At 45.5% G+C, this 15460-nt stretch carries 20 protein-coding genes; 8 read left to right on the forward strand and 12 right to left on the reverse strand.

Going from position 1 to position 15460, the window contains the following annotated elements; all coding sequences use genetic code 11:
• Positions 1-6: 6 nt before the first annotated feature.
• From gpmI to amaB, 4 genes are all read right to left on the reverse strand, one after another.
• A complete protein-coding gene (gene gpmI / locus ACXAC1_RS04560; protein ID WP_475059304.1) occupies positions 7-1536 on the reverse strand; it encodes a 2,3-bisphosphoglycerate-independent phosphoglycerate mutase in 1530 nt (509 codons plus the stop codon).
• Positions 1537-1628: 92 nt separating this feature from the next.
• Complete coding sequence (locus ACXAC1_RS04565; RefSeq protein WP_475059307.1) at positions 1629-2531, reverse strand: LysR substrate-binding domain-containing protein; 903 nt, start codon at positions 2529-2531, stop codon at positions 1629-1631.
• A gap of 141 nt (positions 2532-2672) precedes the next feature.
• A complete protein-coding gene (locus tag ACXAC1_RS04570; protein ID WP_475059309.1) occupies positions 2673-3944 on the reverse strand; it encodes an NAD(P)/FAD-dependent oxidoreductase in 1272 nt (423 codons plus the stop codon).
• A 97-nt stretch (positions 3945-4041) separates the two neighbouring features.
• Entirely contained in the window at positions 4042-5586 is a 1545-nt protein-coding gene (amaB, locus tag ACXAC1_RS04575; protein ID WP_475059311.1) for an L-piperidine-6-carboxylate dehydrogenase, read from the reverse strand.
• A 153-nt stretch (positions 5587-5739) separates the two neighbouring features.
• Between amaB and ACXAC1_RS04580 the strand changes: the two genes are divergently transcribed.
• From ACXAC1_RS04580 to secB, 5 genes are all read left to right on the forward strand, one after another.
• Positions 5740-6588: a LysR family transcriptional regulator gene (locus ACXAC1_RS04580; protein ID WP_475059314.1), complete on the forward strand. Its 849-nt coding sequence runs from the start codon at positions 5740-5742 to the stop codon at positions 6586-6588.
• A 151-nt stretch (positions 6589-6739) separates the two neighbouring features.
• On the forward strand, positions 6740-7543 hold the full coding sequence (locus tag ACXAC1_RS04585; protein WP_475059316.1) for a 2-oxoadipate dioxygenase/decarboxylase family protein: 804 nt from the start codon (positions 6740-6742) through the stop codon (positions 7541-7543).
• Between the two features lie 159 nt (positions 7544-7702).
• Entirely contained in the window at positions 7703-8119 is a 417-nt protein-coding gene (locus ACXAC1_RS04590) for a rhodanese-like domain-containing protein (RefSeq protein WP_133561993.1), read from the forward strand.
• A 15-nt stretch (positions 8120-8134) separates the two neighbouring features.
• Positions 8135-8392: a glutaredoxin 3 gene (gene grxC, locus ACXAC1_RS04595; protein WP_475059318.1), complete on the forward strand. Its 258-nt coding sequence runs from the start codon at positions 8135-8137 to the stop codon at positions 8390-8392.
• Positions 8393-8409: 17 nt separating this feature from the next.
• Positions 8410-8871: a protein-export chaperone SecB gene (gene secB, locus ACXAC1_RS04600; RefSeq protein ID WP_475059320.1), complete on the forward strand. Its 462-nt coding sequence runs from the start codon at positions 8410-8412 to the stop codon at positions 8869-8871.
• A 222-nt stretch (positions 8872-9093) separates the two neighbouring features.
• Here the strand turns inward: secB and ACXAC1_RS04605 are convergent, their stop codons facing one another.
• Both ACXAC1_RS04605 and ACXAC1_RS04610 read right to left on the reverse strand, forming a co-directional pair.
• The gene (locus ACXAC1_RS04605; protein ID WP_475059322.1) at positions 9094-9387 is read right to left on the reverse strand and encodes a type II toxin-antitoxin system RelE/ParE family toxin; all 294 of its coding nucleotides are present in this window, start codon (positions 9385-9387) and stop codon (positions 9094-9096) included.
• Positions 9384-9665, reverse strand: a complete 282-nt coding sequence (locus tag ACXAC1_RS04610) for a type II toxin-antitoxin system Phd/YefM family antitoxin (protein WP_475059325.1) — start codon at positions 9663-9665, stop codon at positions 9384-9386. The genes ACXAC1_RS04605 and ACXAC1_RS04610 overlap by 4 nt, the downstream gene beginning before the upstream one ends.
• Before the next feature lie 685 nt (positions 9666-10350).
• On the opposite strand from ACXAC1_RS04610, the gene ACXAC1_RS04615 reads away from it, so the two are divergent.
• From ACXAC1_RS04615 to ACXAC1_RS04625, 3 genes are read left to right on the forward strand one after another with little or no spacing between them, the layout of a single operon-like run.
• Positions 10351-11031 (forward strand): hypothetical protein, encoded by a 681-nt coding sequence (locus ACXAC1_RS04615; protein ID WP_475059327.1) that lies wholly within the window; start codon positions 10351-10353, stop codon positions 11029-11031.
• A gap of 15 nt (positions 11032-11046) precedes the next feature.
• Positions 11047-11265, forward strand: a complete 219-nt coding sequence (locus ACXAC1_RS04620) for a hypothetical protein (protein WP_475059329.1) — start codon at positions 11047-11049, stop codon at positions 11263-11265.
• Positions 11262-11735: a hypothetical protein gene (locus ACXAC1_RS04625; protein WP_475059331.1), complete on the forward strand. Its 474-nt coding sequence runs from the start codon at positions 11262-11264 to the stop codon at positions 11733-11735. The genes ACXAC1_RS04620 and ACXAC1_RS04625 overlap by 4 nt, the downstream gene beginning before the upstream one ends.
• A 38-nt stretch (positions 11736-11773) precedes the next feature.
• On the opposite strand, the gene ACXAC1_RS04630 is transcribed toward ACXAC1_RS04625, so the two are convergent.
• The 6 genes from ACXAC1_RS04630 to ACXAC1_RS04655 all read right to left on the reverse strand — a co-directional run bounded on the left by ACXAC1_RS04630 (position 11774) and on the right by ACXAC1_RS04655 (position 15412).
• Positions 11774-12046 carry a DUF6500 family protein gene (locus tag ACXAC1_RS04630; RefSeq protein ID WP_475059334.1) on the reverse strand — a complete coding sequence of 91 codons (273 nt, stop codon included), beginning with the start codon at positions 12044-12046 and terminating at the stop codon, positions 11774-11776.
• A 118-nt stretch (positions 12047-12164) separates the two neighbouring features.
• Complete coding sequence (locus tag ACXAC1_RS04635) at positions 12165-12737, reverse strand: NADPH-dependent FMN reductase (RefSeq protein ID WP_475059337.1); 573 nt, start codon at positions 12735-12737, stop codon at positions 12165-12167.
• A gap of 43 nt (positions 12738-12780) precedes the next feature.
• Positions 12781-13476: a nucleotidyltransferase domain-containing protein gene (locus tag ACXAC1_RS04640; protein ID WP_475059340.1), complete on the reverse strand. Its 696-nt coding sequence runs from the start codon at positions 13474-13476 to the stop codon at positions 12781-12783.
• 82 nt (positions 13477-13558) lie between these two features.
• Positions 13559-14086 carry a hypothetical protein gene (locus ACXAC1_RS04645; protein ID WP_475059343.1) on the reverse strand — a complete coding sequence of 176 codons (528 nt, stop codon included), beginning with the start codon at positions 14084-14086 and terminating at the stop codon, positions 13559-13561.
• A 49-nt stretch (positions 14087-14135) separates the two neighbouring features.
• Entirely contained in the window at positions 14136-14606 is a 471-nt protein-coding gene (locus ACXAC1_RS04650) for a hypothetical protein (protein ID WP_475059345.1), read from the reverse strand.
• A 98-nt stretch (positions 14607-14704) separates the two neighbouring features.
• Complete coding sequence (locus tag ACXAC1_RS04655) at positions 14705-15412, reverse strand: hypothetical protein (protein WP_475059347.1); 708 nt, start codon at positions 15410-15412, stop codon at positions 14705-14707.
• Between the last annotated feature and the right edge of the window lie 48 nt (positions 15413-15460).

Genomic DNA, 15460 nt, shown 5'->3' on the forward strand with positions numbered 1-15460 from the left:
CATTCATTAAGAGCGTACCAATAGACTGCGGCCCGTCATCTCTGCAGGCACATCCATGCCCATCATCTCTAGCAAGGTCGGAGCGATGTCACATAAAGCGCCTTCCTTGATAGACCAGCTTGACTCTGGTGTCACCAACACTAGTGGTACTGGCTCAAGTGTATGAGAAGTCAGCGGCTGAGTGCCATCGTCACTTAACATTTGTTCAACGTTACCGTGGTCGGCCGTAATCAAACATTGGCCACCATTTTTCTCAAGCGCCACAAGAATACGACCCAAGCATGCATCCACAGCTTCCACTGCAGCAACAGCCGCTTCGAAGATACCACTGTGGCCAACCATATCGCCGTTGGCAAAGTTACAGATGATGGTGTCGTATTTGCCCGCTTCAATCACTTCAACCAGCTTGTCAGTGACTTCTGGCGCGCTCATTTCCGGTTTTAGATCGTAAGTTGCGACATCAGGAGATGGGATCAATTCACGTTCTTCGCCATCAAACACCGCTTCCTCGCCACCATTAAAGAAGAAGGTAACGTGCGCGTATTTCTCTGTCTCAGCAATGCGAAGTTGCTTTTTACCTGTTTTCGACAGCACTTCACCCAGTGTATTACTCAATGCCACTGGTGGGTAAGCAACTGACGCATTGATGTCTGAAGCATATTCGGTAAACGTCACAAAACCTGCAAGCGTTGGTGCCGCTTTGCGTTCAAAGCCAGAAAAGTCCGCGTCAGTAAAGGCACGAGTTAATTGACGCGCACGGTCAGGACGGAAGTTAGCAAAAATCACCGCATCGCCATCTTCAATCGCAACCGGTTCGCCAATGACAGTCGCTTTTACGAACTCATCGTTTTCATCACGCTCGTACGCCGCATCAATAGCAGCTTTAGCTGACTCAGCTTGGTACTCCGCTTGGCCAAGTACAATAGCGTTGTAAGCTTGTTCAACACGCTCCCAACGATTATCACGGTCCATCGCAAAGTAACGTCCCGTTAGCGAAGCAATACGGCCTACGCCAAGATCTGACAATTTAGCGTCGATCTCTGCAAGCGGGCCTTGAGCGGAACGCGGTGGTGTGTCACGACCGTCGGTAAAGCCATGAATGTAAATGGCTTTCGCCCCTTGGCGCGCAGCCAATTCACTCATTGCCATAATTTGTTCGTGGTGACTGTGTACACCACCAGGAGAAACAAGACCAAGAATATGAACGGCTTTACCCGCCGCCACGGCTTTGTTTACGGTCTCAAGCAGGGCTTCATTTTCAAAGAAGCTACCATCGTCGATGGCTTTGCTGATACGCGTAAAGTTTTGGTAGACCACACGCCCTGCACCTAGGTTCATATGACCTACTTCAGAGTTACCCATTTGACCTTCAGGTAGACCAACCGCCATACCTGATGTCTTGATCAGCGTATGAGGACGCTCGCCCCAAAGCTTATCCCAGTTAGGCGTGTTCGCAGCTGCGATCGCATTCGATGTAGAGGTTTCGCTGTAACCCCATCCGTCTAAAATAAATAATGCCGTGGTTTTCTTGTTCATAATTACGTATCCCGATCTGTAATTTGGCCATTACATCGATACTACCATAGGCGTCCTAGAGCTTTACAGCCAAGGACAGCCTATGGACGTAATTAATTCTTACTAACGCCTGCTACACTATTCAGCAGCCAATCGCGGAAGGTAACGACCTGCTCGAGGTCAGCCTTATCGCCGGGATAAGACAGAAGGTATTCATGAGGGGTATCAATCGGAGCACCAAAAGGTGCGATAAGTGAGCCGTCTAACAGACTTTGCTCGGCAATAATGGTTGGTAAAATCGCCACACCCATACCATGCTTCGCCGCTTCCAAAAGCATATGAAAATGGGCAAAAGCTGGGCCAGCCAGAGAATCACTCTCTAAATCATGGGCCGCTAACCAATCTGGCCAGCCATTGATTCGTGATGAGAGGTGCAACAGTGGGTATTCAAGTGCATGTCCCGCGCTAAAGGAGGAACTGTCAGCCCCATCCAATAAACTTGGCGCACAGACTGCAACCACTTGCTCACTTAAAAGATGATGACTGACCGCCCGAGGCCAATGATCACCGCCGTAGTGCAAGATGATATCAATGCTTTCTGGGTCGATTTTTGCCGCATCATCAAGGGAACGAACTTTGATTTGAAACTGTGGGTGCAATTTCTGGAAAGCGACCAATTTAGGCATGAGCCAGTAGGACGCAAAAGTTGGCAATGCGGAGATGGTCAGCGTGGTTTTTTCATCTTCTCGATGCAACATACGCAAACTTGCATTTTCCATGCTGTCTAATAGCGGCACGACTTCTTTGTAATAGGCTGCGCCAGTGCTGGTCAACACCAGACGTTTATTCAGTCGAATAAACAAATCACGGGACAAGAACTCTTCCAAGTTACGTATTTGTCGGCTGACCGCACTCTGCGTTAGGTGAAGCTCCTGCGCTGCACGGGTAAAGCTAAGATGTCTAACAGACGCTTCGAAACATTTTAGCGCTGTGGAAGAGGGGATGTATCTCCGCATTCGTTTGCCATTATTACATTGAAGTTAGGGAAAGGCTGTAACTGTACCGCAAGTCTCAGCATTCGCCTATTATGACCGGAAAGGAATGTGTTGTAATTACGCATTCCTTTGTTTTTATTGCGAAATCATACGGCTAGACTGCTAGTCTAAAACATGAGTTCGCTGACCCACATGATAAGTATGAGCCCCTACTTCGTAAAACATACGTTTCACTTCACGTAACGGGATATCACGTAGTGTGGTCATTGGCGCAGACAAACTATCACGTCGACCTGTGAACCACTCAGCAAGCTCTTTGCCCATGATCGTTCCAGGACCAATGCCGCGACCGCTGTACCCTGCCACACTGAACAAACCACGCTGCAACTGTTGGCAGTGAGGCAAGTGGTCTTCACTGTAAGCGATCTTACCGGTCCAGCTAAACTCCCATTCTACTTTTTGCAGCACTGGCCATAGTTCTTTTACACGCTGAGACGCCCAGCTCGCATGGTAATGCTTTTCACCGCCCATACCACCAAACACAAGACGCCCTTGCTGGTCCATACGGAAGGAACTCATGACCGTACAGGTATCCCAACAGCCCTCTTTGTTTGGCAAAACCACTTTCAGTTGCTCTTCCGTTAAAGGCTTAGTCGCTAACTGACTATAAAAAATTGGCACAAACTTACGTGCTTCATTTTTGACACCATACTCACCGTATGCGTTGGTGGCTAAGATAACACGTTCTGCTTTTAAACTGCCTTTCGCCGTTTTAACGACCCAACTTTCGCCATCAGGAGTAATGTTTTCGACAGGAGACTGATCAAATAGCTGCGCACCTTCTTTCACAGCAGCATGAGCCAGTCCGCGTGCATAACCTAGCGGTTGAATCGTTCCAGCGCGAGGGTCAAACAGAGCTGAATTGAATTTCTCAGAACCGATTCGAGCTTGTGCATCCGCTGTATTCAACAGCTCCACCGGCGCGCCTCGTTGTTGCATTTGCTCACATCGACGCTTCAGCTGAGTTAAACCTGCTTTGCCAACACCACAGTGCAAAGTACCATTGCGGGTTGCTTCGCACTCGATATTGTATTCTTCGATCAATCCAAAGACATAATCAGGGGCAACCGCTAAGGCATCGTATAAGGCTCGCCCTGCTTCTGCACCCAACTGGCGGTCTAAGTCATCCGGCTCCAACCAAAGACCCGCATTGGCCAAACCAACATTGCGTCCAGAACCACCAAAACCTACTTCAGCGGCTTCTACCAGTGCAACCGAGACACCAAACTTAGCCAAATGAAGGGCCGCTGACAGACCGGTAAAACCACCGCCAACGATGGCTACATCGACGTCTAGATCCTGATCTAACGCATTAAGAGTGGGAGCAGCCGGCGCACTGGCGCGCCACAGAGAGTCACAAGGTTGCAAAGACATAGAGACGACCTCTTAAACAAAACAGGCAAATAAAAGACCCAAACCAAAATAGGCGAGCAAACACTCGCCTATTTCACCACTGGAGCGCAGATATCGATTATTCGAACACGATACCTTGTGCCAGAGGAAGATCACCACCGTAGTTGATCGTGTTTGTCGTACGGCGCATGTAGTTACGCCATGCATCAGAACCTGACTCACGACCGCCGCCAGTCTCTTTCTCACCACCGAACGCACCACCGATTTCTGCACCAGAAGTACCGATGTTAACGTTGGCAATACCACAGTCAGAACCAGCAGGAGACATAAACAATTCTGCTTCACGCATACTTTCTGTGAATACAGCAGAAGACAGACCTTGTGGCACTTCGTTTTGGATCTCAATTGCTTCTTCGAAGTTGCTGTACGTCAGTACGTACATGATTGGCGCGAAGGTTTCTTCATGAACAATTGGCGCATCGTGAGCAATACGAACGATCGCTGGCTTCACATAGAAACCACCTGCTGGAACACCGTCCGTCACACGGTCACCACCGCAGATGATCTCGCCGCCTTGAGCCTTCGCTGCTTCTAGTGCATTTTGCATGCGCGCAAAGCTGTCTTCATCGATAAGTGGCCCAACTAGGTTACCTTCTTCTAGTGGGTTACCAATGCGTAATGTGCCGTAAGATTTCGCCACACGCTCAACCAAACCATCCACAATCGATTCGTGGGCAATCAGGCGACGCAGTGTTGTACAACGTTGGCCTGCTGTACCCGCTGCAGAGAACACGATCGCACGCAATGCAAGATCAAGATCCGCCGTTTCAGACACGATCATAGCGTTGTTGCCGCCAAGCTCTAGTAGAGAACGACCTAGACGTGCAGCAACGGTTTGCGCAACCGCTTTACCCATTGCCGTAGAACCTGTCGCAGACACCAGAGGGAAAACAGGGCTTGAAGAAATCGCTTCGCCTAAATCGCGGCCACCGATCATGACACTAACAGACGCTTTTGGAATGTCTGGCATCTCAGCGATAACGTTTTGTGCGATTTGGTACATGGCTAAGGCACAAAGCGGCGCTTTTTCAGAAGGCTTCAATAGGATTGGGTCGCCACATACTAGACCTAGCATCGCATTCCATGCCCAAACTGCCATCGGGAAGTTAAACGCCGTGATCACAGCAACCGGACCAAGGGGTTGCCATTGTTCCATCATGCGGTGTCCCGGACGCTCAGAAACAATCGATAGACCGTGTAGCATGCGCGATTGACCGACAGCGAAGTCACACACATCGATCCATTCCTGAACTTCACCTAGTGCTTCAGGCAAAATCTTACCGGCTTCTAGGGAGATCACTTGCGCCAATTCATTTTTGTATTTACGCGCTTCTTCACCGATACGGCGAACCAATTCACCACGTCGTGGTGCTGGGATAACACGCAGTGCTTTAAATGCTTCTTGAAGTTCAGCATTCACGGCATCAAGCTGTGCTGGCGTCGCGTTGTTAAATTGAGACAACTTAGCGCCATCGATCGGGCTGTGTGCAGAGAATGCAGCGCCTTGGCCCAACGTTACTTGGTTACCGGTTAGGACACTGTAAAAAGTATCGCCCTGCTTTAGCGTATTAACGCCCAATGTTTCTAAACAAGCTAATGTCATGGTTAAACCTCATTAAGTGTTTTTCATTTCAATGAGATTCACAGTACTCTCATGACCTATCGATGAGAAATATTGATTTTATACCTTAGGTCTAGCTTTTTCCTATAACCAAACCCATACTAACAAAAACATAGACTTCCAAGGTGATTATTCATGGACATTCGCTCCTTGCGCTACTTCATTGCCGTATTCGAAGAACGCAGCCTAAGCGGCGCGGCAAAGCGTTGTTTTGTTGCACAACCCTCCATTTCTGCCACCCTAGCGCAACTCGAAGACGACCTTGGCACGCAGTTATTTGTGCGCCACTCCAAAGGCGTTACCGCCACCGACAGTGGCGCGCAGCTGTATCCTCAGGCATGTAAAATGGTCAATGATATGAATGCCCTAAGAAGCATGTTCTCCGATTCCAGTGCGCCATTGGAGCTGTCCATTTCACTCGCGCCATTTTTATCCGGAGCCCTCGTATCACAAGTATTGAAAACCCTACTGGATGAAATCCCTGGTCTCACATTCAACCTAGTGGACGAATCGGAACAGGCAGACCTACGTTTTACTTGTAACAGCTACACCAGCGAAGACGACGTGTTTTATCCCCTTTGGGAAGACAACTATGTCATCGCCATGAACAACGACCACTGGCTAGCAGAGTTTCCTTCTCTTTCGATTAAACAAATCGACAAACTGGCGTTTATTTCTCGTAAGCCCTGCGACATCCAAGAATCTTGGAATTATCTGATGCAAAAGCAAGGCGTCGTCATGGACGTGCGGGCGCAGGTCAAAACAGAGGAATACGCCCTCGACTTAGTGGCGGCTGGATTGGGGATCTCCTTAATTCCAGAACACTCTCTGCGTGAGCGTAAAGACGTGGTCATCCGACCGATCAATGACGTAACGCTAAAACGCGTGGTTGGTATCGCGCACTCTAAGCAAACCAGCTTCCCAGCTCATTTGATCAATACGATCTTAAGCGTGAAGCAACAATTACTGAGCAGCCATTTGTAGTGAGTTAAGCTTGAGTAAAAAGCATTAATCAAACTTAATGCATGAATTTTAAGTATGACAAAATGCTTTTTTACCTTTTGCACGGAAGCAAATGGCGGCCTAAAGTGGCGTTATCGGTCAATCGCCAAACTTATAAAAACAGGAGAGCCTCATGCAAGTTAATCAATTTTTCGCATCACTTTGGGACACTTACACCGACATCGCCCCACAAGCTGAGCGCATTCAAGCACTATTCAAAAGCCACGGCGAAGAAGTGATCAACGACCACATCGCCTTCCGTACATTTGCTCACTCACCGGTGTCTTTGGAAAAGCTACAACCAATCTTTGAAGAAATGGGTTACGAAGCCTACGGTGCGTTCCGCTTTGAATCCAAGCACCTTAAGGCCCGTTGCTACAAACACACATCCGAAGTAGATGCGCCAAAAATCTTCTTATCCGAGCTACTGACCGAAGAGCTACCAGAAGAATGCCAAGACATTATTGCTAAACTGGTTGCGCAAATCCCAGAAGACGCGGCCTCTGATCCGGCTGTTTTTTGGAAAAAACGTCTATGGGACGTGCCTTCACTAGAAGACTACCTAACACTTGTGGAACACAGCGAATACGCTGCTTGGTTAAGCACCATGGGTATGCAAGCCAACCACTTCACTGTCAGCATCAACCACCTGAAGAAATTCCCAACCATCGAAGCCGTTAACCAACTGCTGCAAGATGAAGGCTACACATTAAACAGCACTGGCGGTCTAATCAAAGGCTCTCCAGAGCTTTACCTACAGCAGTCTTCCACTATGGCAGATAAAATTGACGTGACCTTTGCTGGCGGTGAAACACGCACGATCCCAAGCTGTTTCTATGAATTCGCCTTACGTCATAAACAAGCTGATGGCACATTGTTTGACAGCTTTATCGAAGGCAACGCAGATAAAATCTTCGACTCAACTAACACTAAATAAGCGCTTTCTAGCGTGACTACAGAGTGTTTTATACGGCCCTTTAAAGGGCCGTATTTCATTGTAGGCGAGGCACTTCCAGCTATAGATAAAACGTAAGTATGTACCCTAATCTCGCACCGTGTATAATGCTTCGCAGTTATTTTATAGGCTTAAATACACATGATGAATCAACTAATTGAATTTTCTATTAACCATTGGGAAATGGTCGCAGTATTTGTTGCCATTGCTGCCACACTGATCTTCGTTGAAACTCGCGGCGGCGCACGTGGCCTGACCAGCGCAGCAGCAACAAACTTGATCAACGACAAAGACGCAGTGGTTGTGGACATTCGCCCAGCGAATGAATTCCGCACTGGTCACCTAACAGGATCTATCAACATCCCTTCTGCGAAGTTAAAAGATTCTGCTAGCACCCTAGAAAAACACAAATCGTCCCCCATTATCTTAGTTTGCAAAACTGGTATGACAGCGGGTTCAAGTGCAAAAGAGCTGATCAAGTCAGGCTATGATGTGTACAAGCTGCAAGGCGGCATCACAGAATGGCAAAACGCTGGTCTACCACTGGTTAAAAAATAATTTAAGGGGTCCGCAATGGCGAATGTAACCATTTATTCAAGTAATTACTGCCCATTTTGCACCCATGCAAAGCGGTTGTTGCAAAATAAGCAAGCGGACTTCGACGAGATTAATGTTGACGGCAACCACGCTTTACGCCAAGAAATGAAGGAAAAAAGCGGCCGTCACACAGTACCGCAAATCTGGATTGGAGACCGTCATGTGGGTGGTTGCGACGACCTATATGCGCTCGAAAGTGCAGGCGAGCTTGACGCTTTGCTTGCCTCTAACTAAAACACCAAGGAACTATCATGGCTGAAGAAAACAACCAAGCTCAACCACAACTACAAATTCAACGTATCTTCCTAAAAGACGTGTCTTTCGAATCGCCACGTTCTCCTCTTATCTTCCAAGAAGAGTGGAAGCCTGAAGTAGGCCTTGAGCTAAACACCAAAAGCCGTCAAGTTGGTGAGAACCTATACGAAGTGGTTCTAGACATCACTGTAAATGTTAAAAACAACGACGAGCCAGCTTACCTAGTTCAAGTTCTACAAGGTGGCCTATTCACCATCGCTGGTTTTGAAGAGCGTCAACTTCACCACGCACTGGGTGCATTCTGCCCAGGCACATTGTTCCCATACGCTCGTGAAGCAATCGACTCTGTGATCGCTAAAGGCAGCTTCAACCCAGTGATGCTTGCACCGATCAACTTCGATGCACTGTACCTAGAAAACCTACAGCAACAACAGCAAGCAACTGAAACTGCTCAGTAATCGCTACCGTTCTTAGGTTTAATAAAAAAATCCGATTGAGACGACTCAATCGGATTTTTTTGTGGGTGTTTGTTGAGGGTTGTACGACCCGACTCCGTTCGGGGAAGCGGTCTAGCAGGCCAGAGGCATCGATGTTACTGTGTTCCTTGTACGACCGCGCTGCACGCGGGAACGGGGATGGTGGTTAGCTGTTTACCGACTGCTAGTAATTTTTGTCGGAGACTAATTATTCACATCATCTTCTGACAACATTTGGCGGCAATTACGCACGGTTAGCACACGAACTTCATGGCTTAAGCTATAGATAATTCGGTAGTGACCAAAGAGGATTTCACGATAGTTCGTATGAGGCATTTCAGGAACCAGTCGCCCCATTTCAGGCATACTTCCAAGCAACTCCGTTTTATCAAAAACCTCGTTGACCCACTTTTCCGCCGCTGATGGATTATCCAAAGAAATAAACTCAGCGATATCGCTGAGCTTTTCAAGTGCTAACGGAGACCAAACTACCTTCACTTCTTAATCCGCCCCAGAACCTGGGCGCGTGCATCTTGATTGGAAACCCCAAGACCAGAAGCCAACTGAGCTTCGGCCGTGCGCATTTCTTCAAGCAACTCGATCTTCTCTTGCATTGCTTCGTACTCTGCAACATCCAGAACCACAGCAACCCCTTTACCATGCTGCGTAATAACCAGTGGACGACGAGTCTCATTGATCTGTTTGATGTAAGAAGCAACCCCTGCGCGAAATTCAGACAACGGCTGAATATCCTGATCGAAACGAATACGATTCATAGCAAACCTCAAATAGTACAAAATAACGTACAAACAATAGTTCAATTGATTAGTTTAGACAAGGCGTTGATGCTTTACAGGCAAGTCACTGAAACATCTCAGTAAACGTGACTGATTGAAGGTTTCAATAAAAATCCGATTGGGGAAGCGTAATCGGATTTTTGTGGGTGTTGTTTGAGGGGTTGTAATGATAAAGCCGCTTGTTCGACCGCGCTGCGCGCGGGAACGGCTTTCAGCTCGAATGCGCTCGTGTAGAGCGAAATGCCAACAACACCCACCTTTGTAAGCAATTTTCTTCAATGACTTCAGGATTATCTTTAAGCGCTTTATACGGTTAATTCATTTTAAAAACTAGAAGCCACTCTCCTTCATCTTGACTTTCATAGTTTTTGGTTTGCACTAAAAATATCGCCATAAAAGAAGAGAATAGTCGTCCCTGTAGACGCCCAACGACCAACCAAGAATAACGGGGGTGGAATGTAAGGCAATTTTGAATGCGCGTTAGTGGGGCATCTTTGCATTGGTATTGGCAGTTACAAGAATGATAGAGTGCAATATTCTTCCTTATTTATTTACATTAACCTGAAACACTTAGAAAAATATATCTATTATTATCTGGGGGTTAAGCAGTTCAATTACTCAACTAAGCAAAGTTATTACTTCTTATTGTATCAAGGAAGACCTAATGGATTTATTACTTAGCCCCGTCCAACAAAAGCGTTTTAAAGACCGTATTGAGCAATCAATCAACCTAAAAAAACTCTATCAGGGAATAGACAGTATACCTGCCTTGACTGGAGCTGGCGTTCGCTTCATAGATTCGGAATTTAATATTGTTGAGTTACGCCCATTTGAGCGTATCTGTCTACGTGATCCTGTTTATATTGTCTTACGAGAGCCCCCAACGGCGTTTAACGCAGATCAATTTGCCTCATATTTAAGACAAAACCAGGAAAATCCAAGGGAGAATAAACTAGTTAAAGAAGTTGCTGGGGCTGTATTGAGTTGTGGTGCTGCGGCTCTAGGTTGGATTGTTATTTTTAGCTCTGCTGCCGCCATTCCTGTTTCAGGAGGAGCTTCCTCTGCTATAACCTATCTATCATTAGGAGCTGCACTAGCTAGTACAGCCCAATGCGCTACTGGTTTATACCGAAGCAAAGAAGAATATCAAGGAAATGGAGCTCATTTGGATGAGCTAGATTCACTAGAGTGGTATCAGAATGTGTCTAGTGCGCTGGATATTATCTCCATCGCTGGTGCTGGAGCAGCTTTTGCATCAGCCATTAAATCGGTCAAACTCTTCAAAGCGAGTACAGGTCGAAGCTATGCTGATATTCTAAAAGGCCTATCGAGAGCGGAAAAATGACGCCTTACGTTAGAAGTGATTCGAGTTAATAATCCTGGCGTTAGCAATCATGTCCTAAAACGTATGATTAGAAATGGCCAATATCCTAAACGCTATACCTCATCAGGTATTCGTAATACCTATGCACTACAAGTCAAAGATGCTGTAGGTGCATCATTATCGTTTGCTGGAAGTGCATTATCAGGAACAATAGGAAATATTGCTGTTGGTATTTGGGAGGAGATTGACGAGTGAAAGATAGAGATTTTTTATCACCATTTCCGCCTTGGAGACTATTTTTACCATTTATGGCTGTCACTATATTTAGTATGGTTCATATGGCATTGAGCGTATCTGTTTTTGCATCCGCCTTTGATATCTCGCCTAAAGCTACAGTCGCACTTTTGCTTTTCTCCGTAGCTATCTTTACGTTAGTAAATTTTAAAATATCTCAGGGAAAATATATATATGCATATTTTCTTCAAGGGTTATGTTTTATCTCTCTAGCTCTATCTATAGCAGGCACTATTTATGAAAAAAATATTGATCACACTGATTATGTAATACTGGGTATTGCCTCAGTGTTGTCAATTTTTTCATTTTTCATTATCAGCACTCGCCATTATAAAGGGTGTATCTACTATAGAATGAGATGTATAGCTTTAATGTACAAAATAAAAAATGGAGAAAAGCTAGATGATGGTAAGTATTTTTATGAAAAGTAGATGGGCTTGTACGACCGCGCTGCGCGCGGGAACGGCTTTTAACTCGAATGCGCTAACGCCTTAACCTTCACCACCTTCTCAAAATGCTCCAGCTGATGTGTTCTAATCCACCACTCCGCAGCCTCCATCAGTAACTCAGGATCGTCGTTTTTATTTTTGAAGAATGCATAGAACGAAACGCCAACGCCCTCGCCTTTGGTAGCGATTTTCTTGTCGCAGACTTCAATGATTTTGGATTTTAAGATTGGGGTCATGGTGTTTTTTTGTGAATCAGTGGTTTTCGTCTGGTTAGCAGGCACAAAAGAATTCATTCCTGTTTTTCCTTGTAACAGACACTTGATGCTCTGCTGGCAGCCTAGGACGCATATCGGTGCTTATAGTCTTCGATTGTATATGACATGTATTACCTGTTGGTTGCTAATGCAGCGCTCAGCGGCTTGTCCGGTGCAATGGATTGTTAGGTTTATCCTCGTTGCATCGCTGAATTTCATTTGAAAAATTAAGTAAGAATGATCGAATGTTGGAATCATGCTCTGACAGAGTCAGCAATGCTTTAACTTCATTCGGCGACTTTCCGATGAGAGGAATACGCAAAAACAGATGTTCAAGAAAATTGTTACTTACTGTCGAAAGGACAAGCCTAAGAGAAGTCAGCATGTCATCACCTCGGTGGGATGCATGTACCAAAGTGATGGGTTTACCTATTATTTCAAAGCGAGAAACCATCCAGTCAATTGCATTTTTGAGACCGCCGGGGATGGCACGAACATATTCAGGGCTTGAAATTATGATCCCATCACTTTCAGAGACTGATTTTAGGAATTTGTTCACTGCAAGTGGTGTTGACTCTCCTTCAAAATCTGGCGAAAAAACAGGTAGTGAACTTAGATTATGAATAACCACCAACTCGACGCCTTCGGGGGCAAGATTTTTCATGGCTTTCAGCAAAGCTGTATTTGTGGATGCTTCGCGTGAGCTGCCCGAAACAGCTAATATTTTCATATTGTTCTCTTATACAGCCTAACTCTTCAAACAGGGGCGCGCGTCAGCGCGTCCCGCCCGAAGGGCTTTGCTGTTTTGATTTGTTAGGCGCATTTTCTGGGATATTATTGTGTTCTGATGTCAAAGTGACTTTCAACCTTTCTATCTCTTTTTCAAGAGGCACAATACGCAGCTCATAAGTTACTTTAAAAGTTATAGCAGCGGCTGCACAAACCGCCACAGCTAAAACCCAAATAGGATGGTCTTTTGCTCTTGGCCACATAGATTCATTTATAGTGCTTTCAATCGCAGCACCTTCTGATACCGCCTCAGCTTTTGACGGAAACGGAACGGCTGAAATGAGTGTAGTCATCATTGGGTTCATTCCTTTGACAACGTCAAAATCCCAGTCAATATCTACTGGTAAAAAGCCAGCCGATTTATCCCAGATTTTTTTAGCACCAAGACTCTTAATTAAAGATTTTTTATTGCTAGCCCGCACTTTACTGCCGTTTGCACAACTAGTGGCAACACCACCTTCAATTAAGAAAAAGTCTAATGCTGGACATTCCCGAAGGGCTAGATCTCTCACATCCTCAGCTATTACTGAGTCGCTAACTGTTATCAACAAATCTACATCTGACCGCGTACTTCTTGTTCTGTGAAGCCGAGAGCCAAATAAATACACTTCGCTAACACCATCAAACTGGTCAGTAAGGGCGCTTAACAATTTCTTTAGGGAATATGTATCGTATCGCATAATTTTTTACGCCTAACGCTGAAATTTGCGGCAATTTTGGAGCCGCGAAGCGGCGGAAAAATTGTCCGGCAACATTGACTTGTTAAATTTTCATTTGTTCATTTTTGGAGTATCGGTATTCGAATTCGTCTCCATATATAGATTCTATCTTTAGTATGTAGTCCAGTCTGTCCTCTTGATATTCCATTAATCGGAGTCTCTCTGCTGGACAGGTTCCTGGAGTGATTGGTGTCTCTTCGGAGGCCTCTATTAGCAATATCTCTTCGCCTACTTGAAAGGAATCGTTTTTCCTCGGCCCTCCGGCAGTAAAGCATAGTATGTTTAAATTTAAGACTCTAAGTGCAGAAAAGAACTTACCCCACTCATGATCAGGAACTTCGACCCCATCGACCAATACTGTAAGCTCAGAGACAAAAGCGGTTCCCATCCCATTATTTATCAGGTAAATACCCCATTGCTCTTCTTTTGCATTACTGGAAAAGTATGAATTAATTCTCGGCTCCACAGTTATATGGTTGTGCTCAATTTGAGTTCGACCCTGCCAAATAGAGAAGCCTAGAGCTATTACTGCAACTAAAAGCGCTGAGATATCGATAACATATTTGTGCACGTCCACTCCCTTGAACTCACGAATTTAACGTTTAAATGAGCCGTGCAGTTTACTGCATCGGCTGGATTTGCTTGTTAAGTGTTTCCAGCCTTTCCAGTGACAGCTGAGCTTTATCAATATTTTGATCGAAATTTGTCAGTGGAAGTGATTTAGGTAGTGGCTGTAAATCCATACAATCTGGGCATTTTTCTATCAATCTTTCAAATGATGACTTGACAGATTCTTCTGCATCAGCCGTCGACCTGAGCTGCTTTAAACGTTCTTGTAACCGCTCGTGTTGCCTAAGCAATTCATCGTATTTTTTCTCAGCGTCAGCTTTAGCATCTTTCGCCTCTTCAAGAGCGGACCTCAAAGCAATGGTCGAAGAAGCTACCTCTGAGGATAGATTGATTTTCGCATTTGCCAGCTCTATAGAGACGGTGCTCGAACGATAAGCAATGTATGTCAGCCCAGCGGAAACGACCAGAACGGCAATACTTAGAGCGTGCCAAAACGTTCTAGGTATATGTTGTATATCCATATCTCAGTCCTTGTTCGCGAAGTAATCGCGGCACTTAACGCTCGTATTTGCGGCTGGTTTGGAGCGCAGCGGAAAACCAGTCCGACAACATGCGCTTGTTAGCCTCCATATACAACGGCCAGTATTAAGACTATTACTACTACCGCAAAAAGCCATTTTCTTTTGGAGCTGCCTTTTGATTCGTTTAAAGAATTAGGCAATGCCGCAGGAGAAGAGGAAAGCTCGTTAATGCTTTTAATAAACTCTTCATCTCGTCTCGTTCTTTTGGCTTTAAGTTTACCTTCGTACTCTCGCCAAACATCATTGTGCATTTCGTGTAATGTTGTATGCACCTCTGGCTCTCCCCAAAGTTCACAAAGCCACTTTACATCGGTTTTGTTTAGCAATTCCAATTTGCTGTACCCAAGAGTTTTGTATGAAAACGGAAGACCTTTCAACTTCTTCCCCGGAACAGATTCAACTACATTGTAACCTGGCTCTTTCAATACATCTGAATATGGAATGGAGAATGAATTGATTGCCGCAAGCCAATACAAAAGAGCCAGTTCTTCTTCATATTCAATTTTTTGCTTGCGCTTGTCTCTAATCAAAGCTCTCGTGGCAATTGCAGCTTCTCTAAAGGACGCAGGCAAAGGCAGGTTTTCAATAGCTAACGCTAAACGTTTTTCAGGATCGTCTCTTAACTTCTTTATACGATCAGCCCAAAATTCACCTTTTTGGAGTTCATCTCTATGGCGAGACCAGAAATCAACAGCATATTCATCAGCATCTAAATCTGTTTCAGTTTTATGCCATGACTCAGTCATTGAGCTTTCCTCTCTTAAGGGCTAACGCCAGCCAGCATGCGCGGCTGC

It is taken from the genome of Marinomonas sp. AWM4_232, from assembly GCF_056158325.1.